The sequence below is a fragment of the Bradyrhizobium sp. SZCCHNRI3052 genome, assembly GCF_032484895.1.
In the GTDB taxonomy this organism is placed as follows: Bacteria; Pseudomonadota; Alphaproteobacteria; order Rhizobiales; family Xanthobacteraceae; genus Bradyrhizobium.
On sequence record NZ_JAUETW010000002.1, the window covers coordinates 537924 to 560471 of the forward strand.

The following is a 22548-nucleotide window of genomic DNA, read 5'->3' on the forward strand; positions in this document are numbered from 1 at the left end:
AGCCTCGCGAAACGTATGGCCTCGGGGCCGCCGCACGCTCGCGCGATACGGCTGCATCGGGTTACCGGAAACGGCGCGGACATTCGTAAGTGTCGCCAGACCAGGGCAGGTCCGATTGAATCATTGCCGGTCGTTGCACGGTCCGCAAACGCGTGCAGCGACGGGATGCGACGTTCCGAAACGGCCCGTCACAGTCCTGGCAATGTATTGACTCGAACCGACATCGTGCCCTCCGCCGAGGCGATCACGCGCAGCACGGTGGCGTCGAAGGCGATGTCGGTCAAAGCGAGGTTGTTGATGTCGGTGTCGACGCGGATGCCGTTCTCGTTCTTCTGCAACTCGGAAATCGCGGTCGCGATCTTGTCGCGGACATTGTCGGCGAACGGCTTGAGATCGACCACCGACCGCTCTAGCAGCGCGCGTTGCAGATGTGGCACCACGGCGCGCGCGGCGGCGCCGAGCAGGCCGAACGCCGCGTCGGATTCGACGGCGAGCTGCAGGTCGGACAGCCGCAGGATCTGCTGCGCCTGATCGACCATCGGCCGTCCCCAGATGTGCACCGTCGCGTCGGCGCCGAGGCCGAAGAAGCTCTCCTTCTCTTTTCCCTTCACCTGCAGCGAGATCAGCAGCCGGTTGCCCGAGGGCACGACGGTCGCATGCTTCACCGTGACCGTGACCGGGCCGGAGCCGTCCTCGGGGAACGTCCGCCCGGCGAGCTGCGAGTCGACGAGCTTGCTGAGCTCGGTGAATGGGACATCGATCGGAACCGCGACGTTGACGGTGCCCGCGGTGGGCGGAACGATCGTGATCTTGTCCGGGAACGGGCACTCCGGCTTGGTCTCGGCCGCCGTGACCCGGGTCTCCGCCTCGATCCCCATGGTGACGCTGACGACGTTCGCATCGATCGCGGGCTGCGCGGCCAGCGCCCGTGTCGGCTTGATCTCGAGCCAGACGGCGGGCAGTCCCGGCGTGGTGCCCTGAAGCGGCACCGAGCGGCAGGCGCGGGCCCACTGCGCCTGCGCCACGCGCCGCATGGTCGGGTCCTTGCGCAGCCTGTCGCTGAGCGCGCTGAGCTGGTCGTTGACGGTCTTGTCGATGACCGGCTTCATCTGCGCGGGCACGTTGACGCGGGCGCCGGCGACGGTCAGCGCGGTGTCGCCGAGATTGACCTGGGCGGTGAAGTTCGGCTCGACATACCAGGAGGCGGCCAGCCGTGGCCGCATCGCGATCAGGACGTTGCCCCTGATGTCGGCGGTGGCGTTCAGGTTCTTGATGTTGATGCCGCCAATCTGCTTGGCGGCATCCGCGCCGAGCAGGCCGCCGATGGCGTCGCCGAGCGCGCCGGTCGCTTTGGCGGACAGCGATCCGGTGACGTTCAGCCGGCCCGAGAGCGGCGTCGTCAGCGACAAAGTGTCCTGGGTGCCGGTGGCGGCGATGGCGCCGCGGGCGACCGTCCAGCCGATGTCGGCATTCTGCAGGATCTGGTTGACGGGGTTGTCGGCCTTGCCGGAGAAATTGCGCGGCGTGGCCTTTTCGGCGGCGTCACGAATCGCGCCGAGCGAGATCGAGACCGGCGTCATGATGATCGAGTTGCGCGTGGCCGGCGGCAGCGGCGGCAGTTGGGTCAGCTGCGGCGCCGGCGTGCTGCCCGAGAACAGAAACACCTCCACGATGATGATGCCGATCAGCACGACGGCGGCAAGGCCGGCGGTGCCGATCAGGATCAGCCGCAGCCGGGGCGGCGAGCGCCGCGGCGGCGGCTGCGTTTTCGGGGCGAGCGGATGCGGCCTGCTCTGCCAATCCGGTCGCGGTGTCGGAAGGTTCATGTCGGATCCACGGACTCCAACTGCCGCGCCAGCCCATGCCGGAAGCGGCGAGATCGCGGTTAATACAAGATTGCCGAGCTTACAGGGCCGGACGGAGGCGCGCCAGGGCAGCCCGTGACGCGGACCATCATCAATCGGCCGTGATGGTGAACGGCGGCATGCGCGCAAAGAAATGACCGCCGCGGCTTTCGGGCCTCGGCGGTCCAGTCAGGGAGGATCCGGGAGAAGGAACGAGCGGTGCGGCCCGCGCAGGTCAGCGGGTCATGCGGCCGAGATCGGCGCGGCGCTCCATCGGCAGCACGATCACCTTGGCGCCGACGCTGACGCGGGCATAGAGGTCGATCACGTCCCGATTGGTCAGACGGATGCAGCCCGACGACACATGCGTGCCGATCGTCTCGGGCGCGTTGGTGCCGTGAATGCGGTAGACGGTGCCGCCGAGATACATCGCGCGGGCGCCGAGCGGATTGCCGGGACCGCCGGCCATGTGACGCGGCAGATAAGGCTGGCGCGCGATCATCTCCGGCGGCGGCGTCCAGTCCGGCCATTCCGCCTTCCTGGTCACCGACTGCACGCCGGACCAGGTAAAGCCGTCGCGGCCCACGCCGATGCCGTAGCGCATCGCCTGGCCGCTGCCGAGCACGTAGTACAAATACTTGTTTGGTGTGTCGATGATGATCGTGCCGGGTGCCTCGCGGGTGGCGTAGCTCACGACCTGGCGGCGCAGGCGCGCGGGCATCTCATAAGCGGTTGCCTCGTCCTCGCGCGGCGTGATCAGTTGCGGCGTCGTTGCCGGCGGCTCGTAGGTCGCCATCGGCGGCGGCGGCAGGAAAGGGAACGGGAGCGGGGCCGGAGGCGCGGCTTGCGTCGGCGTTGCCGCAGCGAACGTACCGACGATCAGCGCAGCGAACAGGATGCGGGATCGCGAACCGACTGTGCCTGACGTGAACATGGACGTCCCCTCGTTTGATCGCTTGGTGCGCGCCGTGCTTGTCTCGACCGGCGTCGTCAAAATCAGTTGCCTGTCATCATTCTCTGCGGCGCATTGACCCGCGCCCGATGCTGCAACTCATAGGGGAGAAAAGTTTCGTTGCGTTTGCGCGCTGCGCGCAAAAAGGTTTCGTCGGCTTAACCGTTTGTTTCATGACGGTTTCACGACAGCAGCCGCGCGGGACAGCCACAGATCGCGGGGAAAACAGCAGTTGGCGGGCAAAAAGACCCTTCGACAGTTCGATGACGTCACACGCCTGAAATAACAATGTCGGAATTTGCGGCTGTTCAGAATCGCTGCAACTTTCCGGATCGCCTTATGCGGATCTTAATCGCAACCGACGCTTGGCACCCGCAGGTCAACGGCGTGGTGCGCACGCTCACCTCGCTGGCTCGCGCGGCCGCCGGGCTCGGCGCCGACATCACCTTCCTCACGCCGGAAGGCTTTCCGTCGTTCGGCGTGCCGACCTATCCGGGCCTGCGGCTCGCCGTGACCAACGGCCGCGAGATCGCCCGGCGCATCGAGGCGGCGGCGCCGGATGCGATCCACATCGCCACCGAAGGCACGATCGGCTGGGCGGTGCGCCGCTACTGCCTGCGCCATGGCCTGCCGTTCACGACGTCCTACACGACGCGCTTTCCGGAGTACGTCGCTGTGCGCACCGGCATTCCCGATGCCGTCGGCTATTGGGTGATGCGCCGCTTCCACGCCGCCGCCGCGATGACCATGGTCGCGACCAATTCGCTGAAGCAGGACCTCGCGTCGCGCGGCTTCAAGCGGCTCGGCTTCTGGACCCGGGGCGTCGATACGAAGCTGTTCAATCCGGACGCGCCGGTCGCGCTGGATCTGCCGCGTCCGGTGTTCATGACCGTCGGCCGCGTCGCGGTCGAGAAGAACCTGGAAGCCTTCCTTGCGCTCGACCTGCCGGGCTCGAAGGTGGTGATCGGTAACGGCCCGCAAAAGGCGGAGCTGGAGCGTCGCTTCCCGGCGGCGCATTTCCTCGGCGAGAAGACCGGCAACGATCTGACCGCGCACATGGCGGCCGCCGACGTCTTCGTGTTTCCGAGCCTGACCGATACGTTCGGCGTCGTGCAGCTGGAGTCGCTGGCCTGCGGCACGCCGGTCGCGGCCTTCCCCGTCACCGGTCCGCTCGACGTCATCGCCGATCATCCGATCGGGGCGATCGACTGGGACCTGCGCGCCGCCTGCCTGAAGGCGCTGACGATGTCGCGCGAGACCTGCCGGGCATTTGCGCTCGACCGCTCCTGGGAGAACAGCGCGCGCCAGTTCATCGGCAATCTCGCCGTGCTGCAGCCGTCCCGCGTCGTGCGTCCGACACCGGTGCTGGCCGGTCAGAGCGCCGTGCGCGGCTGACGGCGAACTTTGCGTCACTCCATCAATTCCAAACCCAAGTGAGATGTAACGATGGCAGAAACCATGAAGCTCGGCGGCGCGCGGGAGCTCGACTTCGATCGCGAGCAGGTCGAGCAGGCCTATGACCGCTGGGCACCGATCTACGACCTCGTGTTCGGCGGCGTGTTCGAGAAGGGCCGCAAGGCCGCGATATCAGCCACGAACAAGCTCGGCGGGCGCGTGCTCGAGGTCGGCGTCGGCACCGGCATCTCGCTGCCGCTCTATGCGCCGCATGTCCGCGTGTTCGGCACCGACATCTCCGAGGCGATGCTCGGCAAGGCGATGCGGCGCGTCGCCGACCAGCGGCTGAAGAACGTCGAGGGTCTCGCGGTGATGGACGCCGAGCAGCTCGACTTTCCCGACGATTCGTTCGACGTCGTGATGGCGCAATATGTCGTCACCGCGGTGCCGAACCCGGAGGTCGCGCTGGACGAGTTCGCGCGCGTGCTGCGCCCGGGCGGCGAACTGATCATCCTGACCCGCGTCAGCGCCGATGACGGCCTGCGCCGGGTGATCGAGCAGGCGCTGCAGCCGGTGGTGCGCCGGCTCGGTTTCCGTACCGCCGAGTTCGGCTGGTCGCGCTACCTGCGCTGGCTCGCCGGCGCCGAGCGCATGGAGCTGGTCGAGCGCCGCCTGATCCCGCCGCTCGGCCATTTCTCGCTGGTCCGCTTCCGCAAGCTGGAGCGTGCCGCCGCGGCCTGAAGCCGCGGCCGCCCTCTACCGCCTCCGCGACGTTCTACGTAGTCCGAAACGTTTCGCTGCGTCCGATCGCATGACATCTTGATGATGTCATGCGATCTACACCGAATCCCTGTACAAGACCTGCAACTCATTCTTCGGAGCAACCATGATCAAGCATTTCCTGGAGCAGCTGCGGATCCAGCGCTGGGACGACCATCGCTACTATCATCACAGCCGTATCAACCAGAGCCTCCACTTCGTCAGCGCGCTCAGCTTCATGATCGCCTATGTGATGATGGTGTTCGACCCGCTGGTCTCGGCGCTGATCGGCTGGCTGGTGTCGATGACCTCGCGCCAGGCGGGCCATTTCTTCTTCGAGCCGAAGGGCTACGACCACGTCAACCAGGCGACCCACGAGCACAAGGAAGAGATCAAGGTCGGCTACAATCTGCAGCGCAAGGTCGTGCTGATGTCGATCTGGGCCGCGGCCCCCGTGGTGCTCTATCTGCAGCCGACCCTGTTCGGCCTGCTGCCGCCCTGGACCTCGGCGATGGACTTCGTGCGCGAGACCGCCAAGCTGTGGCTCGTGATCGGTATCGGCGGCCTGCTGTTCCGCACCATTCATTTGTTCTTCATCCGTGACGTCGAGACCGGGCTGGTCTGGATGACCAAGATCATCACCGACCCGTTCAACGATTTCATGCAGTACCGCGCGGCTCCGCTGGCGCTGCTGCGTGGCGAGCTGATCGACCCCGGCCTGCACCTGATGAACGAAGGCCTCGAAGAGCAGCACGCCTGAGCCGGCCGCTGCGTCAGAGTTGCGCGATGCCCGGGCCGGTCCCGGGCATCGGTGTTTGTGGGAAGGCCAAAGTGAGATCGATCGCGCCAGAAGCCGAAGCGGCGGTGCCACCCTCCCCTGGAGGGGGAGGGTCGACGCGCGCGCAGCGGGCGTCGGGGTGGGGTGATCTCTCCACGATCACTGAACTGCGTCGAGGGATCACCCCACCCCGCCTCACGCGCCGCTGCGCGTCTCGTGAGGCGACCCTCCCCCTCCAGGGGAGGGTGGCAGCGAGCTCAGCGCTTGACCACGGCGCCAAGCATCTCTTTCAGAATCTGCCGCTTGATCGCCTTGTTGGTGAGCGTGCCGTCGTTCCACCACCAGCCGTCCTGCTTCATCTTCTCGGCCGCCGAGACGAAGCGCTTCGTCACCTCGGCAAAATCGGCGTCGGTGTAGTTCAGGCTGAAGATCAAGCGGCCGGTGCCGACCCAGCTCAGCGCCAGGCCCTCGGCACGCAGGTAGTATTGCAGCATCCAATTGTAGCGCGACGGCACGGTGTATTCGACCAGCCAGATCGAATGCATATTGGAGACGCGCACCGGCAGGTCGTGCTCGGCCAGCGCGGCGTTGAGCTGCGCGGCGCGGCCATTCCAGGTTTCATCCAGGCCGTCGTAGATGGCGCGGAGGTTCGGGCTGTCGAGCCGGCTCAGGAACTCGTCCATCGCCGCCATCACATAAGGATGCGAGTTGAAGGTGCCGCGGGCGAAGCAGATGTCGGCCGGGCGGTCGTCGCGGAAGCGGCGCATCAGCTCGCGCTTGCCGCAGACGACGCCGATCGGCAGGCCGCCGCCGAGGCTCTTGCCGTAGGTCACCATGTCGGCCTTGACGCCGAAATACTCCTGGGCGCCGCCCGGCGCGAGCCGGAAGCCGAGGAACACCTCGTCGAACAGCAGCACGATGCCGCGTTCCGTGCAGACCTCGCGCAGCTGCTTCAGCCAGGCGGTGTAGGCTTCGCGGTCGTAGCGACCCTTGCGCGAGGAATCGACCAGCGCCGAGTCGCCGGGCGCATTGCCGTTTGGATGCAGCGCCTGCAGCGGATTGACCAGCACGCAGGCGATGTCGCGCCGCGTGCGCAGGACGTGCAGCGTGCGCTCGGACATCTCGGCCAAGGTGTAGGTCTCGTGCGGCGCGATCGGGTTGCCGACGCCGGGCTGTACGTCGCCCCACCAGCCGTGATAGGCGCCGGCGAAGCGGACCAGATGCGTGCGGCCGGTGTGGTAGCGGGCGAGCCGCACCGCCTGCATCACCGCCTCGGTGCCGGACATGTGGAACGAGACCTCGTCCATGCCGGACAGCTCGGTCAGGCGCTTCACGTTGTCAGCGACGACCGGGTGATAGAGCCCGAGCACCGGGCCGAGCGCGCTCGCGCGCCGCTCGGCAGCCGCGATGCACTCCTTGTAGAAGTCATAGCCGAAGATGTTGACGCCGTAGGAGCCGGTGAGATCGTAGAACCGGTTGCCGTCGAGATCGGTCAGGGTCACGCCGGAGGAAGCCTGCATGAACGAGCCGGCGCCGAGCTGCTCCTTGACCAGACGGCTGTACTGGAACGGGACCCGGTAGCTCTGGGTGAACTGCAGGTCGGAGATGCGGCTTGCGGCTTCCGCCGTCAGCGCGCGGCTCTTGGCGAACTTCTCCTGGAACAGCGCGCCGAGCCGGAAGAAGCCGTCCTGGCGCTTCGTGGCGATCGCCCGCGGTGCGCCGTCGGACCGGAAGAAGTCGTCGATCTCGAACTCATAGCGCGGGATCAGCCTGGAGATCCGGCGCGACATCTTGGAATGGCCCGCCAGCGAGCGGTGCTTGGCGCGCGACAGTTCGATGCGGGCCTTGACCTTCGGGGCCATGGCGGCCGTCACGGCAGCGCCAACGGCGAGCGATACATAAGGAATCGAGTTTTCCATCATGTCCAAAAGCGCTAACCCCTCCTGCTGACAGATTCATGACAGTCAAAAGCCTGATCGCCTCCGTCACCCAACAGGAAGACCTCAACTTCCTGCTCACCAACCGCGTGCCACGCGCCGCGCTGACCCGCTTCATGGGCTGGTTCTCCAAGATCGAGAACCCGCTCGTCCGGGACGCGTCGATCGCGCTGTGGAAGCTGTTCTCCGACCTCGATCTCTCCGAGGCCAAGGAGAGCCGCTTCAAGAGCCTGCACGCCTGCTTCACGCGCGAGCTGAAGCCCGGCCTGCGGCCGTTCGATCCCGATCCCGCCATCGTCACCAGCCCGTCCGACGGCATCATCGGCGCCCACGGCCGGATCCGCGACGGCGAGCTCTACCAGATCAAGGGCGCGCCCTATTCGCTGCGCGAGCTCGTCGCCGATCCGGCCGTGGTCGAGACCCATCGCAACGGCAGCTTCGTCACCTTGCGTCTGACCTCGAGCATGTATCACCGCTTCCACGCGCCGGCCGACATGACGATCGAGCATGTCAGCCTGATCCATGGCGACGTCTGGAACGTCAATCCGATCGCGCTGAAGCGGGTCGAGCGGCTGTTCTGCAAGAACGAGCGCGCGGTGATCCGCACGCATCTTGCCTCCGGCGAGCCGTTCACGATCGTGCCGGTGGCGGCGATCCTGGTGGCGAGTATCCGCCTGCATGCGCTCGACCGCGTATTGAACGCGCAGACCGAGCGACCGCTCGCCTATGCCTGTAACAACAATGTGCGCAAGGGGGACGAGCTCGGCTGGTTCGAGCACGGCTCCACCATCATCCTGCTCGCGCCCGGCGACTTCACATTCTGCCGCGATGTGGCGGAAGGCGCCCGCATCCGGGCCGGACAGCCACTGTGGCGCAGGCGCGTCGCCGCCGGATGAATGTCAGGTCCACGCTTGCGGAATCTCGATTTCGGCGTTGCGCGGTCCTATATCGGAGCGTTCAACTGGCGAATCGGACCGCGGGAGTTGCGGTCGTTGCGGCTCGGGAGAGGCGATGGCGAGAGCGCCGATCATGGCGGCAGGGGGCATCGTGCTGCGGCGGGAACAGCCGCCGCGCATCGCGGTCGTGCGCCTGCGCAAGCGCGACGAATGGGTGCTGCCGAAGGGCAAGCTCGACGACGGCGAGACGCCGCGCGACGCCGCCAGGCGCGAGGTGCTGGAGGAGACCGGCCACAAGGTCACCGTGCATGAATTCCTCGGCACCCTGGTTTACGATACCGGCACGCGTGCCAAGGTCGTGCACTACTGGCGCATGGAAGCGGCCGGCGAGCCGTCGCAGCCGCTCATGGACGATGTCCGCGCCGTCGACTGGCTGCCGCTCGATGCGGCGGTGGGGCGGCTGTCGCGCGATCATGAGAAGACGTTCCTGGAGACCGTCGGGCCGTACGCGCTCGCAGGCCTGATCCGCAAGACCAAGGCGAAGTCAGCGCCCGAGGTGGCGGCGAAGACCGCCGCTGACAAGAAGCCGGTCGAGAAGGTCGCAGCGGAGACGGCGGCGGTGGCGGCAAAGCCTGCAACCGCCAGGAAGCGCCGCAGCCGGGTCGTGGAGCAGCCCGCCCCAGCGCCGGCTCCGGAGATCGCCGACCTCGCGATCGCCGTGCCGGGCGAGCAGCCCGCCGAAGCCGTGCTCGCGGCTGCGGCGCCCGACCTCGGTCAATCCGAACCGACTGCTTCGGATCCGGCGGCAGTGCCGGTGGAGGCCCACCCGGTCCCGATGGCGGCCGAACCCGCTGCAAGCGAGCGTGAGCCGGCGGACCTCGAGCGTATCGAGGCCGTGGCCGCAGCGATCAAGTCGCTCGTGCCGAGCAAGGCCGCGCCGGATGCCGAAAGCAGCCCGAATAAGGACAGGCCGTCGGACGTGCCGAATGCCGGCGCAGAAGCCGCCGCGCCGCGCGAAGACGTGGCCGCCGCGGATGCGGAGGCGCTGGATGGTGCGCCACGCCGCAGCCTGGCGCAGAAGATGCGGGCGTGGCTCGGCCGCGCCGCCTGAGTCTGGTTGACGAAACGATTGATCGGCAAGCGGTTCTGCCGTGCGCATTCTGCGCGTGCCGGCTGAGCAATTCCTGCTGTCCGCTGCTCGAAGATTGCCAAGAACCATTCGCGCCATCGCGGGTTGATGCGGGTCCGTCAACGGAGACACCGCATGAGCCCGTCGCCACCGCGCCAGAGCGCCGCGTCCACCGCAAAGCCTGCCCCTCTGTCCGTCACGCTTCAGATCAATGGCCAGTCGCACACGCTGCCGGTGGCGCCCTGGACCACGCTGCTCGATCTGCTGCGCAATCATCTCGACCTCACCGGCACCAAGAAGGGCTGCGATCACGGCCAATGCGGCGCCTGCACCGTGCTGATCGACGGCCGCCGCGTGCTCTCCTGCCTGACGCTCGCGGTCATGAAAGACGGCGCCGAGATCACGACCATCGAGGGACTCGCCAAGGGTGATGAGCTGCACCCGCTGCAGCAGGCCTTCATCGATCACGACGCCTTCCAATGCGGCTATTGCACGCCGGGCCAGATCTGCTCGGCCGCCGGCCTGATCGCCGAGGGCAGGGCGAAAACGAAGGGCGAGATCCGCGAGCTGATGAGCGGCAACATCTGCCGTTGCGGCGCCTATCCGAACATCGTCGGCGCCATCGAGCAGGCGATGGGAGGCAGCCGATGAACAATTTCGACTACACGCGCGCCAGCGATGTCGCCGAGGCCGTCAAGCTCAAGGTGGCGACGCCGGAGGCCAAGTTCATCGCCGGCGGCACCAACCTGATCGACCTGATGAAGTATCACGTCGAGCAGCCGCGTCAGCTGATCGACATCAGCCGCCTGCCGCTGACGAATGTGGAGGAGACGAGCGCCGGCGGCGTCAGGATCGGCGCGCTGGTCCCGAACAGCACGCTCGCCTATCACCCCCTCATCGAGAGCCGCTATCCGCTGCTGGCGAGCGCGATCCTCGCCGGCGCCTCGGCGCAGCTGCGCAACATGGCCTCGACCGGCGGCAATCTGCTGCAGCGGACGCGCTGCGCCTACTTCTACGACGTCGCCACGCCCTGCAACAAGCGCACGCCCGGCGCCGGCTGCTCGGCGGTCGACGGTCTCAACCGCAGCCATGCCATCCTGGGCACCAGCGCCGATTGCATCGCGACCCACCCCTCCGACATGTGCGTGGCGCTCGCCGCGCTCGACGCCAAGGTGCTGGTCGCGGGCTCCTCGGGCGAGCGCGTCATCGCCCTTGCTGACTTCCATCGGCTGCCCGGCGACCGGCCGGATCTCGACAACACGCTGCGCGTCGACGAGATCATCACCGCGATCGAGCTGCCCCCGCAGGGCTTCGCCGCGAATCACAACTATCTGAAGATCCGCGATCGCCTGTCCTACGCATTCGCGCTGGTCTCGGTCGCCGCTGCGCTCGAGCTCGACGGCGGCCGCATCGGCGAGGCGCGCCTGGCGCTCGGCGGCGTCGCCCACAAGCCGTGGCGCAATGAGGCCGCCGAAGCCGCGCTGCGCGGGCAGGCGCCGGATCCCCAGGCGTTCGGCCGCGCTGCGAAGATCCTGCTGAGCGATGCGAAAGCCGCCACGCACAACGCCTTCAAGATCCCGCTGGCGCGCCGCGCCATCGTGCGCACCCTGACCCAGGCCGCGAACGCAACGCCCCAGATTCAAGCCATCAAGACCATCCGGTGATGTCATGACAGCTCGCATCGGCACAGCCACCTCCCGCATCGACGGCCGCGCCAAGGTCACCGGTGTCGCCAAATATGCCGCCGAGTTCACCGCGCCAGATCTCGCCTTCGGCGTCGTGGTCAATTCCACCATTTCGAAGGGGCGGATCGTGCGCATCGATACCAGCCGCGCCCTGGCTGTCGACGGCGTCCTCGACGTGCTGACCCACGCCAACCGGGTCAGGATGGCGGACAAGGATGACGCCTATCGCGACGAGGTCGCGCCGGAGGACGGCTCGCCCTATCGTCCGCTCTATGACGACCGGGTGCATTTCAACTACCAGCCGGTGGCGCTGGTCGTCGCCGAGGACGAGGACACTGCGCGTTTCGCGGCGACGCTGGTCGCGGTAGAGTATCTGGCCGAGAGCTTCGCGACCGACCTGCATGCGCGGCGCGAGCAGGCTTTCAAGGTCGACAAGCCGCTCAAGCCGCGCGGCGACGCGACAAAGGCGCTTGCCGGCGCAGCCGTGCGTCACGATGCCGACTATGGCGTCCCGATCGAATATCACAACCCGATGGAGCTCTACGCGTCGACGGTGCTCTGGCGCGAGGGCGGCAAGCTCGTGGTCTACGACAAGACCCAGGGCGTGCAGAATGTGCAGCGCTACGTCTGCAGCGTGTTCCAGCTGAAGGAGGACGACGTCCAGGTGATGTCGCCGTTCGTCGGCGGCGCGTTCGGCTCCGGGCTGCGGCCGCAATACCAGGTGGTGCTCGCCGCCATGGCCGCGCTGAAGCTGAAGCGCGCGGTGCGCGTCGTGCTCAGCCGCGCCCAGATGTATGGCCTGTGCTATCGCCCTGCGACGATCGAGCGGCTGGCGCTCGGCGCCCGTGAGGACGGTACGCTGGCGGCGCTGACGCACGAGGCCGTTGCGATGACCTCGCAGCACGAGGCGTTCTCGCGCAACGACATCGGCTGGGGCGATGTGCTCTACACCTCCGCCACTTCGCGCGCGACGCACCGCCTCGCCAAGCTCGACGTGCCGACGCCCGGCGACATGCGCGCGCCCGGCGCCGCCAGTGGCATCTACGGGCTGGAATGCGCGATGGACGAGCTCGCCGTCGCGCTGAAGATGGATCCTCTCGAATTGCGCCTGCGCTGCTATTCCGATCGGGATCAGGACAAGGATCTGCCGTTCTCCAGCAAGCGGCTGAAGGAGTGCTATCAGCAGGGCGCCGAGGCGTTCGGCTGGTCGAAGCGCAATCCCGAGCCGCGGTCGATGCGTGATGGCCGAGAACTCGTTGGCTGGGGCATGGCGAGCGGCGCCTGGGAGGCACTGCAGATGCCGTTCGCGACGCGGATCATGATGACGGCGAATGGACATGTCGAGGTGGCGAGCGCGACCTCCGATATCGGCACCGGCACCTACACGATCATGGCGCAGGTCGCCGCCGACATGCTCGGCGTGCCGCTCGACAGCATCAATGTGAAGCTGGGCGACTCCACGCTGCCCAAGGCGCCGGTAGAGGGAGGTTCGTGGACCGCAGCCTCGATCTCGCATGCGATCGTCAACGCCGCCGATGATATCCGGGCGGAGCTGTTGAAGATCGCGCACACCATCCCGGGCTCGCCGTTGCAGGGGCTCACCGCCGACGAAGTGACGCTCGCCGATGGCGCCATCGTCGCCATCTCCGATCGCAGCCGGTCGTTGGCGATGTCGGACGTGATGCGTCACGGTGGCAAGGACCGCATCGAGAAGGAGCGCGGCTCGGATTTCGAGGACGACGACAAGCACGCCCACAACGCCCACTCGGCGGTTTTCGCCGAAGTGAAGGTCGACGAGGAGCTCGGCGTCATCAGAGTGACGCGCATCGTCAATGCCGTCGCCGCCGGGCGCATCCTCAACACCAAGACGGCTTCGAGCCAGATCATGGGCGGGGTCGTCATGGGCATCGGCATGGCGTTGCACGAAGAAGCCCAGATCGACCAGCGGTTCGGGCGCATCATGAACGCCAACATCGCCGAATATCACATGCCGGTGAATGCCGACGTTCACGATATCAAGGTGATCTTCGTCGACGAGGAGGATCGCATCATCAACAAGATGGGCATCAAGGGCGTCGGCGAGATCGGCATCGTCGGCGTCGCCGCGGCGATCGCCAACGCGGTCTATCACGCCACCGGAAGGCGCATACGGGATTTGCCGATCACGCTGGACAAGCTGGTGGGGTGAACCGTCTTCTCTCGGCCATAATGGCGCCGGAGCGAGCCGCGCTCGCCACACCGTCTCCCTTGTTGGTGCCGTTTCGAAACATCTCTCCATTCTTCCGCCCCACGCCGTCCGAAATCTCGGAGAAGGATGCGCCGCCCGCGAGAGGGCGATCATCGTGGGCGTGAGGCGGGAGAAGCATGGTCGAGATCGACGTCGCGGCTTTCGTGAGATCCTGTACCCCCGCCACCATCCGCCTGATGATGCTGTGCGCGGCGCTCGGCCTGTCGGGCTGCGCCACGGCGCAGATGACGCAGAGCGGCGCGCTCGCATCCTATCAGTCGCTGGCGGAATCGAACGGCCTGCTCGCCAAGTCGCAGCTCAACGTCGACAAGGACAATGTGCTCGCGGCCCAGACCGTGCGTATCATGCCGACATCCTTCTCGGGCCAGGCCGGCGCGGTGCTGACGGACCAGCAGCGGCAGCTCGTCGCCAATGCCGTCGACCGCGCGCTGTGTCTCAACCTGAGCGAACGCTTCACGGTCGTGGCGCCCAATCAGAGGGCCGATCTGACGACGCGCACCTTCATCACCCAGGCGACGCCGACCGATCCGGTCGCCGCCGGTGCGTCGAAGGTCGTGTCGGCCGTGCCGGGCGCGCTCGGCGTTCCCGTTCCGGTGCCGCGGCTGCCGATCGGGCTCGGCAGTCTCACGATCGAGGCTGAGGCACTCGACCGCAAGGGCCGGCAGCAGGCCGCAATGGTATGGGCGCGCGGCGCCAATTCGTTCACCAACTCGCCGGTGCTGTCGCAGGCCGGCGATGCCTATGATTTGGCAGGTTCGTTCAGCGCCGATTTCGGCCAGATGCTGGTGACCGGCGAGACCCCGTTCGGAAAGGTGCCGAAGCTGCCGTCGATCGAACGGATCGGCGCGGCGCTCGGCGGCAAGCCGAAGAACGCGGCGTGCGAGGCGTTCGGCAGGGATCCCGGGGTCATCGGCATGGTCGCCAACCGTCTGGGCGCACCGCCGGAATGGGTCGACAAGGGCGCTGTGCCAAGGGACGCACAGGCGAGCACGCAGATCGCGAAGCAGTAGCGGTCATCTGCATCCGCATGCCGCCGTGGGAATGCGAGACGCGGCCGCGTCGGAAAGCATAAGCGCGCAGCTGGTGCTGGCACACCTCGGATCGGGGCGGCGGCCGGTGTGCGCTACTCCGCCGCCTCGCTCTTGCCCTCGATCAGCAGCACGTCGAGGCTCTCGATCTCCTGCATCGCGCGGCCGGCGATGCCCTGCAGGTCGCCATACAGGCCCGCCGTCGAATCCAGCACGCTGCGCAGTTGCTCCTCGCGCTTGGCCCACAGCCGCATCATGGTCTTGCGCTCGCGGTCGAGATCCGACTGCATCTCGGTGAAGCGCTCGACGATGGCGTCGATGCGGTGGCGGAAGCGGGGCCCCGTGAGATAGGCGTAGACCATCTCCATCTTGGTCTGCTGGCCCTCCTGCGCGAGCTTACTGCAGGCGACGTCGATCAGCGACTGCCGCAGTGCCAGCGACAGTGGCAGCGCGAAGCGCGGCTCGGCGACCCAGACGCCGTCGATCAGGTCGAAGCCGTCGACCCCCTTGGGCAGCGCGCTCGAGACGATCAGCGCGATGTCGGCCTTGGCGGCGCGCAGGTCGTCGCGCAGCTTCACCAGCCAGCCATCGCTCCAGTTCTTGGTGCGCTTGGATTCCCACAGAATCGCGCCGCAGGCCTGGCCACCGGGGCCGACCACGCGATGGATCACGTCGCCGCCGAACTCGCCCTTCGGAACCGGCTCGACCAGGTCGCGGGGAAAGCGCGCGCGCAGTTGTGACTCCAGCTCGATCTCCAGTGCCTCGCCCTGCAGCTGCTGCGAGCCCTGCTCGGCCTTGCGGCGAAGCTCCTCGATCTGGCGCTGCATGCCTGCGATCTGGGTCTCCTTCTCGGCGACCTTGGCCTTCAGAGACTCCTCCGCCTCGAGCCGCGCCTTGTCGCGCACCGCGACGAGATTTTCCTGCACCTTGGTCTCGATGGTGAGATCGAGCTCGCGGCGGGCCTCGTCGAGCTCACGCTGCTTGCGCATCATCTCCGCCTGCGCCTTCTGCGCATCCGCCAGCTTGGCGTCCTTGCTGACGATGGCCTCGTGCAGCTCGGCGAGCTGGCGATCGCGGTTGCCCATCTCGTCGGCCACCGCCTGTCGTGCCTTCTCGGCCTCGGCCTGCGCGATCGCAGCGCGTTCGGCCTTCAGCTTGGTGGCGACCTGCTGGTCGATCGCAGCCTTGGCCTGTGCGATCTGCTCCTGCGCGGCCTTGAGCTGCGCCTCGCGGCGGCCGAAATCGGCTTCTTTCGCCTGGAGCTGCCTCTCGAACTGCCGGCGCGTCTCCGCGATCAGGGGCGCTGCGAGCTGCTCGGTCAGCTTGATCTCGGTGCGGCAGGAGGGGCAGACGATCTGAGGATCGGTCATGATTCGCTTCCTTCCATGAAAGCCGAATCTAACCGGCCGCCGCGTGGCGTTTAACCCACGCGAACGGCTTATCCCACGCAATTATCCGCGATTCACGCCCCGTGCGGCGTGGCCTCGGACGTCGCCGTCGTGTCCGGCGCCTTGATGCGGAACCAGGCGACGTAGAGCGCCGGCAGGAACAGCAAGGTCAGCACCGTGCCGACGATGATGCCGCCCATCATCGCATAGGCCATCGGACCCCAGAACACTTCGCGCGCGATCGGGATCAGCGCCAGCGAGGCCGCGGCCGCCGTCAGCATGATCGGCCGCATGCGGTGCTCGGTCGCCTCCATCACGGCCTCCCACGGCGGCCGTCCTTCTTCGCGCAGATGCTCGATCTGCACGATCAGGATCACCGAGTTTCTGATCAGGATGCCGATCAGCGCGAGCACGCCGAGGATGGCGACGAAGCCCAGCGGCGCGCCGCTCGGCAGCAGTGCTGCGACGACGCCGATCAAGGCCAGCGGGGCCACCGCGAACACCAGGAACAGCCGCTGGAAGCTCTGCAGTTGCAGCATCAGGATGGTGGCCATGGTGAACAGCATGATCGGGACGACCGCGATGATCGGCGCCTGGCTCTTGGCGCTCTCCTCGACGCTGCCGCCGGTGACGACCTTGTAGCCGGCCGGAAGCTTGGCGTCGAAGGCCGTGATCGCCGGCTTGAGCTGATCGACCACCGTGTTCGGCTGCACCTGATCGATCACGCTGGCCTTCAAGGTCAGCGTCGGCTGGCGCGAGCGGCGCCAGATCTCCGGCTGCTCGATCTGGTAGCGCAGGGTCGCGAGCGCCGCGAGCGGGATCGACTGGCCGTTGGATCCGGAGAGCTGCAGGTCGCGCAAGGTCTCCAGCGACTGCCGTTCCTTGGCCTGGGCGCGGCCGCGTACGTCGATCAGATAGATGTCGTCGCGCACCTGGGTGATCGAGGTGCCGTCGAGCACGCTGTTCAGCGCATTCGCGATGTCCTCCGAGGTGACGCCGAGCTGGCGCGCCTTGTCCTGCAGCACGTCGACCTTCACGACGCGCGCCGGCTCCATCCAGTCGAAGATGACCGCCCCGAGATGGCTGTTGCCGCGCAGGACGCCGGCCAATTCCTGCGCGATCTCGCGCACCTTGGCGACATCGGGCCCGCTGACGCGATACTGCACCGGGCGGCCGACCGGCGGGCCGATGTCGAGCAGATGCACATAGGCGTCGGTGCCGGGGAACGTCTTGGTCAGATAGGCCTGCAGTTTGGCGCGGGCGCGGTCGCGCGCCTCGAGGCTCCTGGTGACGATGATGATCTGGCCGAACGACACGTCGGCCGGCTGCACGTCGAACGACAGCACGAAGCGCTGGGCGCCGGAGCCGACATAGGTCGACCAATGGTCGATGTCGGGATTGCCCTTCAGCGCCTCCTGCTCGAACTGCGCCATCTGCGCGTTGGTCTCGGCGATCGAGGAGTTCTGCGGCAGGTTGAAGTCGATCACCAACTCGGTACGGTCGGAGGAGGGGAAGAACTGCTGCTGCACGAAGCGCATGCCGAACACCGACAGCCCGAAGATCAGGACCGTGGCGACGATCGTGGTCCAGCGGTTCCGCATGCAGGCATTGAGCATGGCGCGGAAGATCCGCGTCAGCCGGCCGCCCTCGGCATGGTGACTCGGCAAGGTCGCGGGCAGGATGGTGACGCCGAGCAGCGGCGCGAACAGCACGGCGACGATCCAGGACACGACCAGCGACACCGCGATCACGACGAACAGCGTGAAGGTGAACTCGCCGGCGGCGCTGTTGTTGAGGCCAATCGGAATGAAGCCCGCGACCGTCACCAGCGTTCCCGTCAGCATCGGGAAGGCGGTGGAGGTGTAGACGTAGGTTGCGGCCTTGCGCAAGGAGTCGCCGACCTCGAGCCGCGCCACCATCATCTCGACCGCGATCATGGCGTCGTCGACCAAGAGGCCGAGCGCGATGATCAGCGCGCCCAGCGAGATGCGCTGCAGCGAGATGCCGGTGTAGGCCATGAACAGGAAGGTGATGGCGAGCACCAGCGGGATCGAGATCGCGACCACGAGGCCGGCGCGGACGCCGAGGCTGACGAAGCTGATCGCGAGCACGATGATCACGGCCTCATAGAGCGCCTTGGTGAAGCCGCCGACGGCTTCCTCGACGATCTTGGGCTGGTCCGAGACGAGATGCACGCCGACGCCGACCGGCAGGTCGGCGATGACCTTGGTCATCTCCTCCTTCAGCGCCTCGCCGAAATCGAGCAGATTGGCGCCGGCCTTCATGCCGATGGCAAGCCCGATCGCCGGCTGGCCGTTGAAGCGGAACAGCGACGTCGGCGGGTCCTCATAGCCGCGGGTGATGGTGGCGACGTCGGTGAGCGGGAAGAAGCGGTCGTTGATGCGCAGGTTGATCGCCTTGAGGCTCTCCTCGGAGGTGAACTGGCCGGAGACGCGTACGGCGACGCGCTCGGGGCCGGCCTGCAGCACGCCGGACGGCGACACCGCATTCTGCGCCTGGAGCGCCGTCAGGATGGTGCGCTGGTCGATGCCGAGCGCGGCCACCTTGCGCGGCGAGAATTCGAGATAGATCACCTCGTTCTGCGCGCCGACGATGTCGACGCGGCCGACATTGGGCACGGTCAGCACCTTGGCGCGAACCTCCTCGACGCGGTCGCGCAGCTGGCGCTGGCTGAGGCCGTCGCTGGTGAAGGCGTAGATGTTGCCGAACACGTCACCGAAGCGGTCGTTGAATCCCGGCCCGACGACGCCGGACGGGAAGTCGCCCCTGATGTCGTTGATCAGGTTGCGCACCTGCAGCCAGGTCGGGACGACGTCGCGTGCCTTGGTGGTGTCGCGCAGATTGACGAACACGGTGGTCTGGCCGGGCACCGTCAGGCTCTTGGTGTAGTCGAGCGCCGGCAGCTCCTCCAGCTTCTTCTCGATGCGGTCGGTGACCTGGCGCGTCATCTCCTCGGCGGAGGCGCCGGGCCATTTGGCCTGGATCAGCATCGTCTTGATCGTGAAGGACGGATCCTCCTCGCGGCCGAGATGCACGTAGGAGAAGAGGCCCGCAGCCATGAAAGCGATCATGAAATACCAGACGAGCGAGCGGTGCTCGAGCGCCCAGTCGGAGAGGTTGAAGGACTTCACGGCTGAGATTCCTGATCGATGCGGACGGACTGGCCATCCTTGAGACTGTGCACGCCGGCGGTGACGACGCGCTGCCCGGCTTCGAGGCCGCCGGTGACGCGGACGCTGCCGTCCTCGTTGCGGGCGATCGTGATTTCCTGTCGCTTCACCGTCTTGCTGGTAGCGTCGACCAGCCAGACGAAGCTCTTGTCGTTCTGCTCGAGCACAGCCGAGCGCGGCAGCCGGATGACGGTCTTCTGCTCGATATCGAGCGAGGCGGTCACCGTGGTGCCGAGCCGCATGATCTCGGGCGGATTGTCGAGCGTGATGCGGATGCGGCGCGTGCGCGTGGTGGCGTCGGCGCGCGGCGCGATCTCGCGCACCTTGCCGGCGGCGCTGACGCTGGGATCCACCTGTAGCCGCACGGTGAACGGCGTGCCGGCCTGCAAGGCCCCGGCAATGTCGTCGCCGACATCGATCACGGCCTCGCGGATGTCGGGCCGCGCCACCGTGACGACGCTCTGTCCCGGCGAGACGACCTGGCCGACCTCCGCGCCGACCGCGGTGACGATGCCGGCGAAATCCGCCTTGAGCTGGGCGTAGCCGAGCTGCTCACGCGCCTTGGCGAGATTGGACTGCGCCTTGACGACGGAGGCCTGGGCGGCCGCGCGCGACTGCTCGGCGCTCTCCAAGGTCGCCTTGGTGGTGGCGTCGGTTTCCAGCAGGGTGCGCTGCCGGCCCTCGGTGCCGGTCGCATTGGTCAGTTGCGCCTGGCTGCGCGAGACCTCGGCGGCCGAGGCACGCACGGCGAGCTCGAGCGCGGCCGGATCGATCGCCGCGACGACCTGGTCCTGCTTGACCATGTCGCCGACATAGACGGGCCGGGCGATCAGCCGTCCGAGCACGCGGAAACTGAGATCGGCCTTGTAGCGCGGCTCGATCGTGCCGGTGACGGCCGAGCCGTTGGCCGCCTGCGGCTCGATCTTCATCGACAGCACCGGCCGGACCGGCTCGGGAGCGGCGGCCTTTTCGTTGCAGCCGGCGAGCAGAGCGAGCGCGCCGAGCGGAAGAACACAACGCATGGGCGTCATCACGACCGCTTCTCCTCGTTGAATGCGATCTGTTGGCCGACGCTGAGCAGCTTGCCGCCATCGGTCACGACGCGGTCACCCGGTTGCAGCCCGGCCGACACCACGATCGCGCCGGTCTCGTAGTCCTCGATCGTGATCGGCTTCAGCGACACGGTCTTGTCGGCGGCATCGACCAGCCACACCGCCGGCGTCTTGCCGGCCGCGGTGAGCGCGCTCCAGGGCAGCACAATGCGTTGCTCCGGCTTGATGAAGCCGGTGACGCTGACAGCGCTGCCGAGGATCATCTCGGGCGGCGGATTTTCGATTGCCATCTTGACACGGACGGTCCCGGATTTGGGATCGATGGTCGGCGAGACTTCGCGCACTTGACCCTTGGCCGTCACTGAGGGATCCGAGAGCAGCGCAATCGCGGCCTTGGTGCCGTCGAACTTCAACGACAGCGCCGCCTCGTAGACGTCGACCACGGCATCGCGATCGCCGTCACGCGCGAGCGTGAACACGGACTGCGCCGCCTGCGCCACTTGGCCGACCTCGATATTGCGCGCGGTGATCGTGCCGTCGGCGTCGGCGCGCAACTCGGTGAAGGTCAGCGCGTCCTTGGCGGTGTCGCGCTGGGCCTTGGCGGATTCCAGCGAGCCTTCCGCCGTCCGCAGCGTCTCCTGGGCCTGGTCGAAGGTCGCGCGCGTCGTGAAGCCGCTGGAGAGCAGCGTCTGCTGCCGATTGAAGTTGGAGGTCGCGACCTTCACCTGCGACTCCGCGGCGGTCACGGCGGCCTCGGCGGAATCCAGGTCGGCCTGCTGCTCGGCCGGATCGATCCTGGCGAGCAACTGTCCGGCCTTGACGTGCGCGCCGACCTCGACGAGCCGCTCCGTGACGCGGCCGCTGACCCTGAACGACAGGTCGGCGAGCACGCGCGCCTGGACGTCGCCGGTCAGCGTGATCGATTGCCGGCGCTCCGACAGCTTGACCACCTCGGTTCGCACCAGCCGGGACGGCGGTGCGGTTGCGGCCGTTTTCTGCTCGCAGCCGGCCAGCAGCAGGCCGACGGCAGCACAGCCGGCCGCGGTCAGCAGGCGTGAGCCCGGCGCCCGAAGGAAGGGGAATCCTGTGAATGGAGACATGGTCGTATCTTCGGCCCGGTTGGGTGGTGGCGATCATTCCCGTCCTGCCGCGCAAGCACGCAAGGACCGGAAAGCGCCTGTTGGTCGTCAGCAGCGCGCAGAACCCGCGCAGCCGCCCGCCGTTGCAGGCAAGGTTCACGCGAAAGTTGAACACCATCCTCTTGACAGTGCGTGAATTAGACAATCAAATCTAGAATAATTCGTCTAGTAACATTCTCGTGGCGGTTTCGAATTCCCCCTGTGCGGGTTGCCGGGCGCTCCCGTTGGGACATCGGCCATCGCTGCCGCCGCGGTGAGCCAAGGCATGACGCGAACGTGCGACGCAAAGCTGCGACTGACCTGAATGACCCCGCGCGCACGACATCACGTGCGCCGCGCCAGGCGCGGGGCCGTGAGCGGCGCGAGCAGCTGCTCGACGCCGCAGCCGCCATCATCGCCGAGTCCGGGATTGGTGCCGTCAGCATGCATGCCGCGGCCCAGCGCGCCGGCGCCTCGATTGGCTCGGTCTATCATTTCTTCCGTGACAAGGATCAGATGCTGGATGCGCTCGCCGAACGTCACGATGCCGAGCTGCAGCCGGCATTCGATCGCGTGCTGCAGCGGAGCGATGCGGAATGGGCAGCGTTGGCGCCCGCCGAGGTCATCGAGCAACTGATCGGCTGGGCGATCCGCTACTTCGTCCGCAATCCCGATGCGCTGGCGACGCTCGATCTGCACGACCAGACCGTGCATGCCGAGTTCAGGGCCGTCATCGACCGCGTCATGCGCGCCAGGCTTGGCGACGAACTGGGCAAACAGGCGGCCACTACGCTCGATGCCGTCGTGCTCGGCACCCTGCTGTTCACGCGCGAGCAGGATCCGCGCAGTCGCGACATCGTGGTCGCCGCGTTGCCGGAGATGATGGCTACCTATCTGAACGCTCTCGAGGCGAAGCGGAAGCGGACGAAGGCATGAGGTACAGGCGGCGTATCGATGCGATCAGGGCAGCTATTTGAACGGCCACGCGCTGCTCTTCCGATGCATCGCCACTGTGCGCGGCGTCGCCGTGTCCGCGATCGGCTGGGCCGGAAGGACGATCTGGTCGTCGACGTTCCAACGATCGAGCTCGTAGCGCCATTTGCCATTCTCCGATGTGCGATAATCGCAGTCCTTCAGCGCGCGATCGC

17 protein-coding genes are annotated in these 22548 nt (G+C 67.1%); 10 read left to right on the forward strand and 7 right to left on the reverse strand.

Features of this window, described 5'->3' with window-relative positions:
- Positions 1 to 188 precede the first annotated feature (188 nt).
- Together QW887_RS07655 and QW887_RS07660 are read right to left on the reverse strand one after the other, a co-directional pair.
- The gene (locus QW887_RS07655; protein WP_316194337.1) at positions 189 to 1826 is read right to left on the reverse strand and encodes a DUF4403 family protein; all 1638 of its coding nucleotides are present in this window, start codon (positions 1824 to 1826) and stop codon (positions 189 to 191) included.
- Between the two features lie 253 nt (positions 1827 to 2079).
- Positions 2080 to 2778 carry a L,D-transpeptidase gene (locus tag QW887_RS07660; protein ID WP_316194338.1) on the reverse strand — a complete coding sequence of 233 codons (699 nt, stop codon included), beginning with the start codon at positions 2776 to 2778 and terminating at the stop codon, positions 2080 to 2082.
- Between the two features lie 357 nt (positions 2779 to 3135).
- Between QW887_RS07660 and QW887_RS07665 the strand changes: the two genes are divergently transcribed.
- From QW887_RS07665 to QW887_RS07675, 3 genes are all read left to right on the forward strand, one after another.
- Positions 3136 to 4191, forward strand: coding sequence for a glycosyltransferase family 1 protein (locus QW887_RS07665; protein ID WP_316194339.1), 1056 nt, complete (start codon positions 3136 to 3138; stop codon positions 4189 to 4191).
- Positions 4192 to 4242: 51 nt separating this feature from the next.
- The gene (locus QW887_RS07670; protein WP_315717807.1) at positions 4243 to 4932 is read left to right on the forward strand and encodes a class I SAM-dependent methyltransferase; all 690 of its coding nucleotides are present in this window, start codon (positions 4243 to 4245) and stop codon (positions 4930 to 4932) included.
- Positions 4933 to 5077: 145 nt separating this feature from the next.
- The gene (locus QW887_RS07675; protein WP_316194340.1) at positions 5078 to 5710 is read left to right on the forward strand and encodes a hypothetical protein; all 633 of its coding nucleotides are present in this window, start codon (positions 5078 to 5080) and stop codon (positions 5708 to 5710) included.
- A gap of 275 nt (positions 5711 to 5985) precedes the next feature.
- Here the strand turns inward: QW887_RS07675 and QW887_RS07680 are convergent, their stop codons facing one another.
- Entirely contained in the window at positions 5986 to 7650 is a 1665-nt protein-coding gene (locus tag QW887_RS07680; RefSeq protein WP_410052602.1) for an aminotransferase class III-fold pyridoxal phosphate-dependent enzyme, read from the reverse strand.
- Between the two features lie 35 nt (positions 7651 to 7685).
- Here QW887_RS07680 and asd point away from each other — a divergent pair, with 35 nt between their 5' ends.
- From asd to QW887_RS07710, 6 genes are all read left to right on the forward strand, one after another.
- Positions 7686 to 8561, forward strand: a complete 876-nt coding sequence (asd, locus tag QW887_RS07685; RefSeq protein ID WP_316194341.1) for an archaetidylserine decarboxylase — start codon at positions 7686 to 7688, stop codon at positions 8559 to 8561.
- Positions 8562 to 8676: 115 nt separating this feature from the next.
- Positions 8677 to 9672 carry an NUDIX domain-containing protein gene (locus tag QW887_RS07690; RefSeq protein WP_315827100.1) on the forward strand — a complete coding sequence of 332 codons (996 nt, stop codon included), beginning with the start codon at positions 8677 to 8679 and terminating at the stop codon, positions 9670 to 9672.
- Between the two features lie 153 nt (positions 9673 to 9825).
- Positions 9826 to 10341, forward strand: coding sequence for a (2Fe-2S)-binding protein (locus tag QW887_RS07695; protein WP_315717803.1), 516 nt, complete (start codon positions 9826 to 9828; stop codon positions 10339 to 10341).
- Complete coding sequence (locus tag QW887_RS07700; protein WP_316194342.1) at positions 10338 to 11354, forward strand: xanthine dehydrogenase family protein subunit M; 1017 nt, start codon at positions 10338 to 10340, stop codon at positions 11352 to 11354. Before QW887_RS07695 ends, QW887_RS07700 begins: the two co-directional genes overlap by 4 nt.
- A gap of 4 nt (positions 11355 to 11358) precedes the next feature.
- A complete protein-coding gene (locus QW887_RS07705; protein WP_316174825.1) occupies positions 11359 to 13563 on the forward strand; it encodes a xanthine dehydrogenase family protein molybdopterin-binding subunit in 2205 nt (734 codons plus the stop codon).
- 176 nt (positions 13564 to 13739) lie between these two features.
- Entirely contained in the window at positions 13740 to 14633 is an 894-nt protein-coding gene (locus QW887_RS07710; protein WP_409977982.1) for a DUF3313 domain-containing protein, read from the forward strand.
- 113 nt (positions 14634 to 14746) lie between these two features.
- On the opposite strand, the gene QW887_RS07715 is transcribed toward QW887_RS07710, so the two are convergent.
- The 4 genes from QW887_RS07715 to QW887_RS07730 all read right to left on the reverse strand — a co-directional run bounded on the left by QW887_RS07715 (position 14747) and on the right by QW887_RS07730 (position 21382).
- On the reverse strand, positions 14747 to 16021 hold the full coding sequence (locus QW887_RS07715; RefSeq protein WP_315717800.1) for a DUF2130 domain-containing protein: 1275 nt from the start codon (positions 16019 to 16021) through the stop codon (positions 14747 to 14749).
- 92 nt (positions 16022 to 16113) lie between these two features.
- On the reverse strand, positions 16114 to 19191 hold the full coding sequence (locus tag QW887_RS07720) for an efflux RND transporter permease subunit (RefSeq protein WP_316174823.1): 3078 nt from the start codon (positions 19189 to 19191) through the stop codon (positions 16114 to 16116).
- Complete coding sequence (locus QW887_RS07725) at positions 19188 to 20264, reverse strand: efflux RND transporter periplasmic adaptor subunit (RefSeq protein ID WP_315769637.1); 1077 nt, start codon at positions 20262 to 20264, stop codon at positions 19188 to 19190. The genes QW887_RS07720 and QW887_RS07725 overlap by 4 nt, the downstream gene beginning before the upstream one ends.
- Positions 20261 to 21382, reverse strand: coding sequence for an efflux RND transporter periplasmic adaptor subunit (locus QW887_RS07730; RefSeq protein WP_316174822.1), 1122 nt, complete (start codon positions 21380 to 21382; stop codon positions 20261 to 20263). The genes QW887_RS07725 and QW887_RS07730 overlap by 4 nt, the downstream gene beginning before the upstream one ends.
- Before the next feature lie 315 nt (positions 21383 to 21697).
- Between QW887_RS07730 and QW887_RS07735 the strand changes: the two genes are divergently transcribed.
- Positions 21698 to 22336, forward strand: coding sequence for a TetR/AcrR family transcriptional regulator (locus QW887_RS07735; RefSeq protein WP_316174820.1), 639 nt, complete (start codon positions 21698 to 21700; stop codon positions 22334 to 22336).
- The last annotated feature ends 212 nt before the right edge of the window (positions 22337 to 22548 follow it).

Excerpts from the sequence above, each read along its gene's own strand:
- QW887_RS07695 (WP_315717803.1), top strand. The coding sequence starts at position 9,826 with ATGAGCCCGTCGCCACCGCGCCAGAGCGCCGCGTCCACCGCAAAGCCT.
- QW887_RS07730 (WP_316174822.1), bottom strand. The coding sequence starts at position 21,382 with ATGTCTCCATTCACAGGATTCCCCTTCCTTCGGGCGCCGGGCTCACGC.
- QW887_RS07675 (WP_316194340.1), top strand. The coding sequence starts at position 5,078 with ATGATCAAGCATTTCCTGGAGCAGCTGCGGATCCAGCGCTGGGACGAC.
- QW887_RS07655 (WP_316194337.1), bottom strand. The coding sequence starts at position 1,826 with ATGAACCTTCCGACACCGCGACCGGATTGGCAGAGCAGGCCGCATCCG.
- QW887_RS07665 (WP_316194339.1), top strand. The coding sequence starts at position 3,136 with ATGCGGATCTTAATCGCAACCGACGCTTGGCACCCGCAGGTCAACGGC.
- QW887_RS07670 (WP_315717807.1), top strand. The coding sequence starts at position 4,243 with ATGGCAGAAACCATGAAGCTCGGCGGCGCGCGGGAGCTCGACTTCGAT.
- QW887_RS07680 (WP_410052602.1), bottom strand. The coding sequence starts at position 7,650 with ATGATGGAAAACTCGATTCCTTATGTATCGCTCGCCGTTGGCGCTGCC.
- QW887_RS07700 (WP_316194342.1), top strand. The coding sequence starts at position 10,338 with ATGAACAATTTCGACTACACGCGCGCCAGCGATGTCGCCGAGGCCGTC.
- QW887_RS07710 (WP_409977982.1), top strand. The coding sequence starts at position 13,740 with ATGGTCGAGATCGACGTCGCGGCTTTCGTGAGATCCTGTACCCCCGCC.
- asd (WP_316194341.1), top strand. The coding sequence starts at position 7,686 with ATGACAGTCAAAAGCCTGATCGCCTCCGTCACCCAACAGGAAGACCTC.
- QW887_RS07715 (WP_315717800.1), bottom strand. The coding sequence starts at position 16,021 with ATGACCGATCCTCAGATCGTCTGCCCCTCCTGCCGCACCGAGATCAAG.
- QW887_RS07660 (WP_316194338.1), bottom strand. The coding sequence starts at position 2,778 with ATGTTCACGTCAGGCACAGTCGGTTCGCGATCCCGCATCCTGTTCGCT.
- QW887_RS07705 (WP_316174825.1), top strand. The coding sequence starts at position 11,359 with ATGACAGCTCGCATCGGCACAGCCACCTCCCGCATCGACGGCCGCGCC.
- QW887_RS07690 (WP_315827100.1), top strand. The coding sequence starts at position 8,677 with ATGGCGAGAGCGCCGATCATGGCGGCAGGGGGCATCGTGCTGCGGCGG.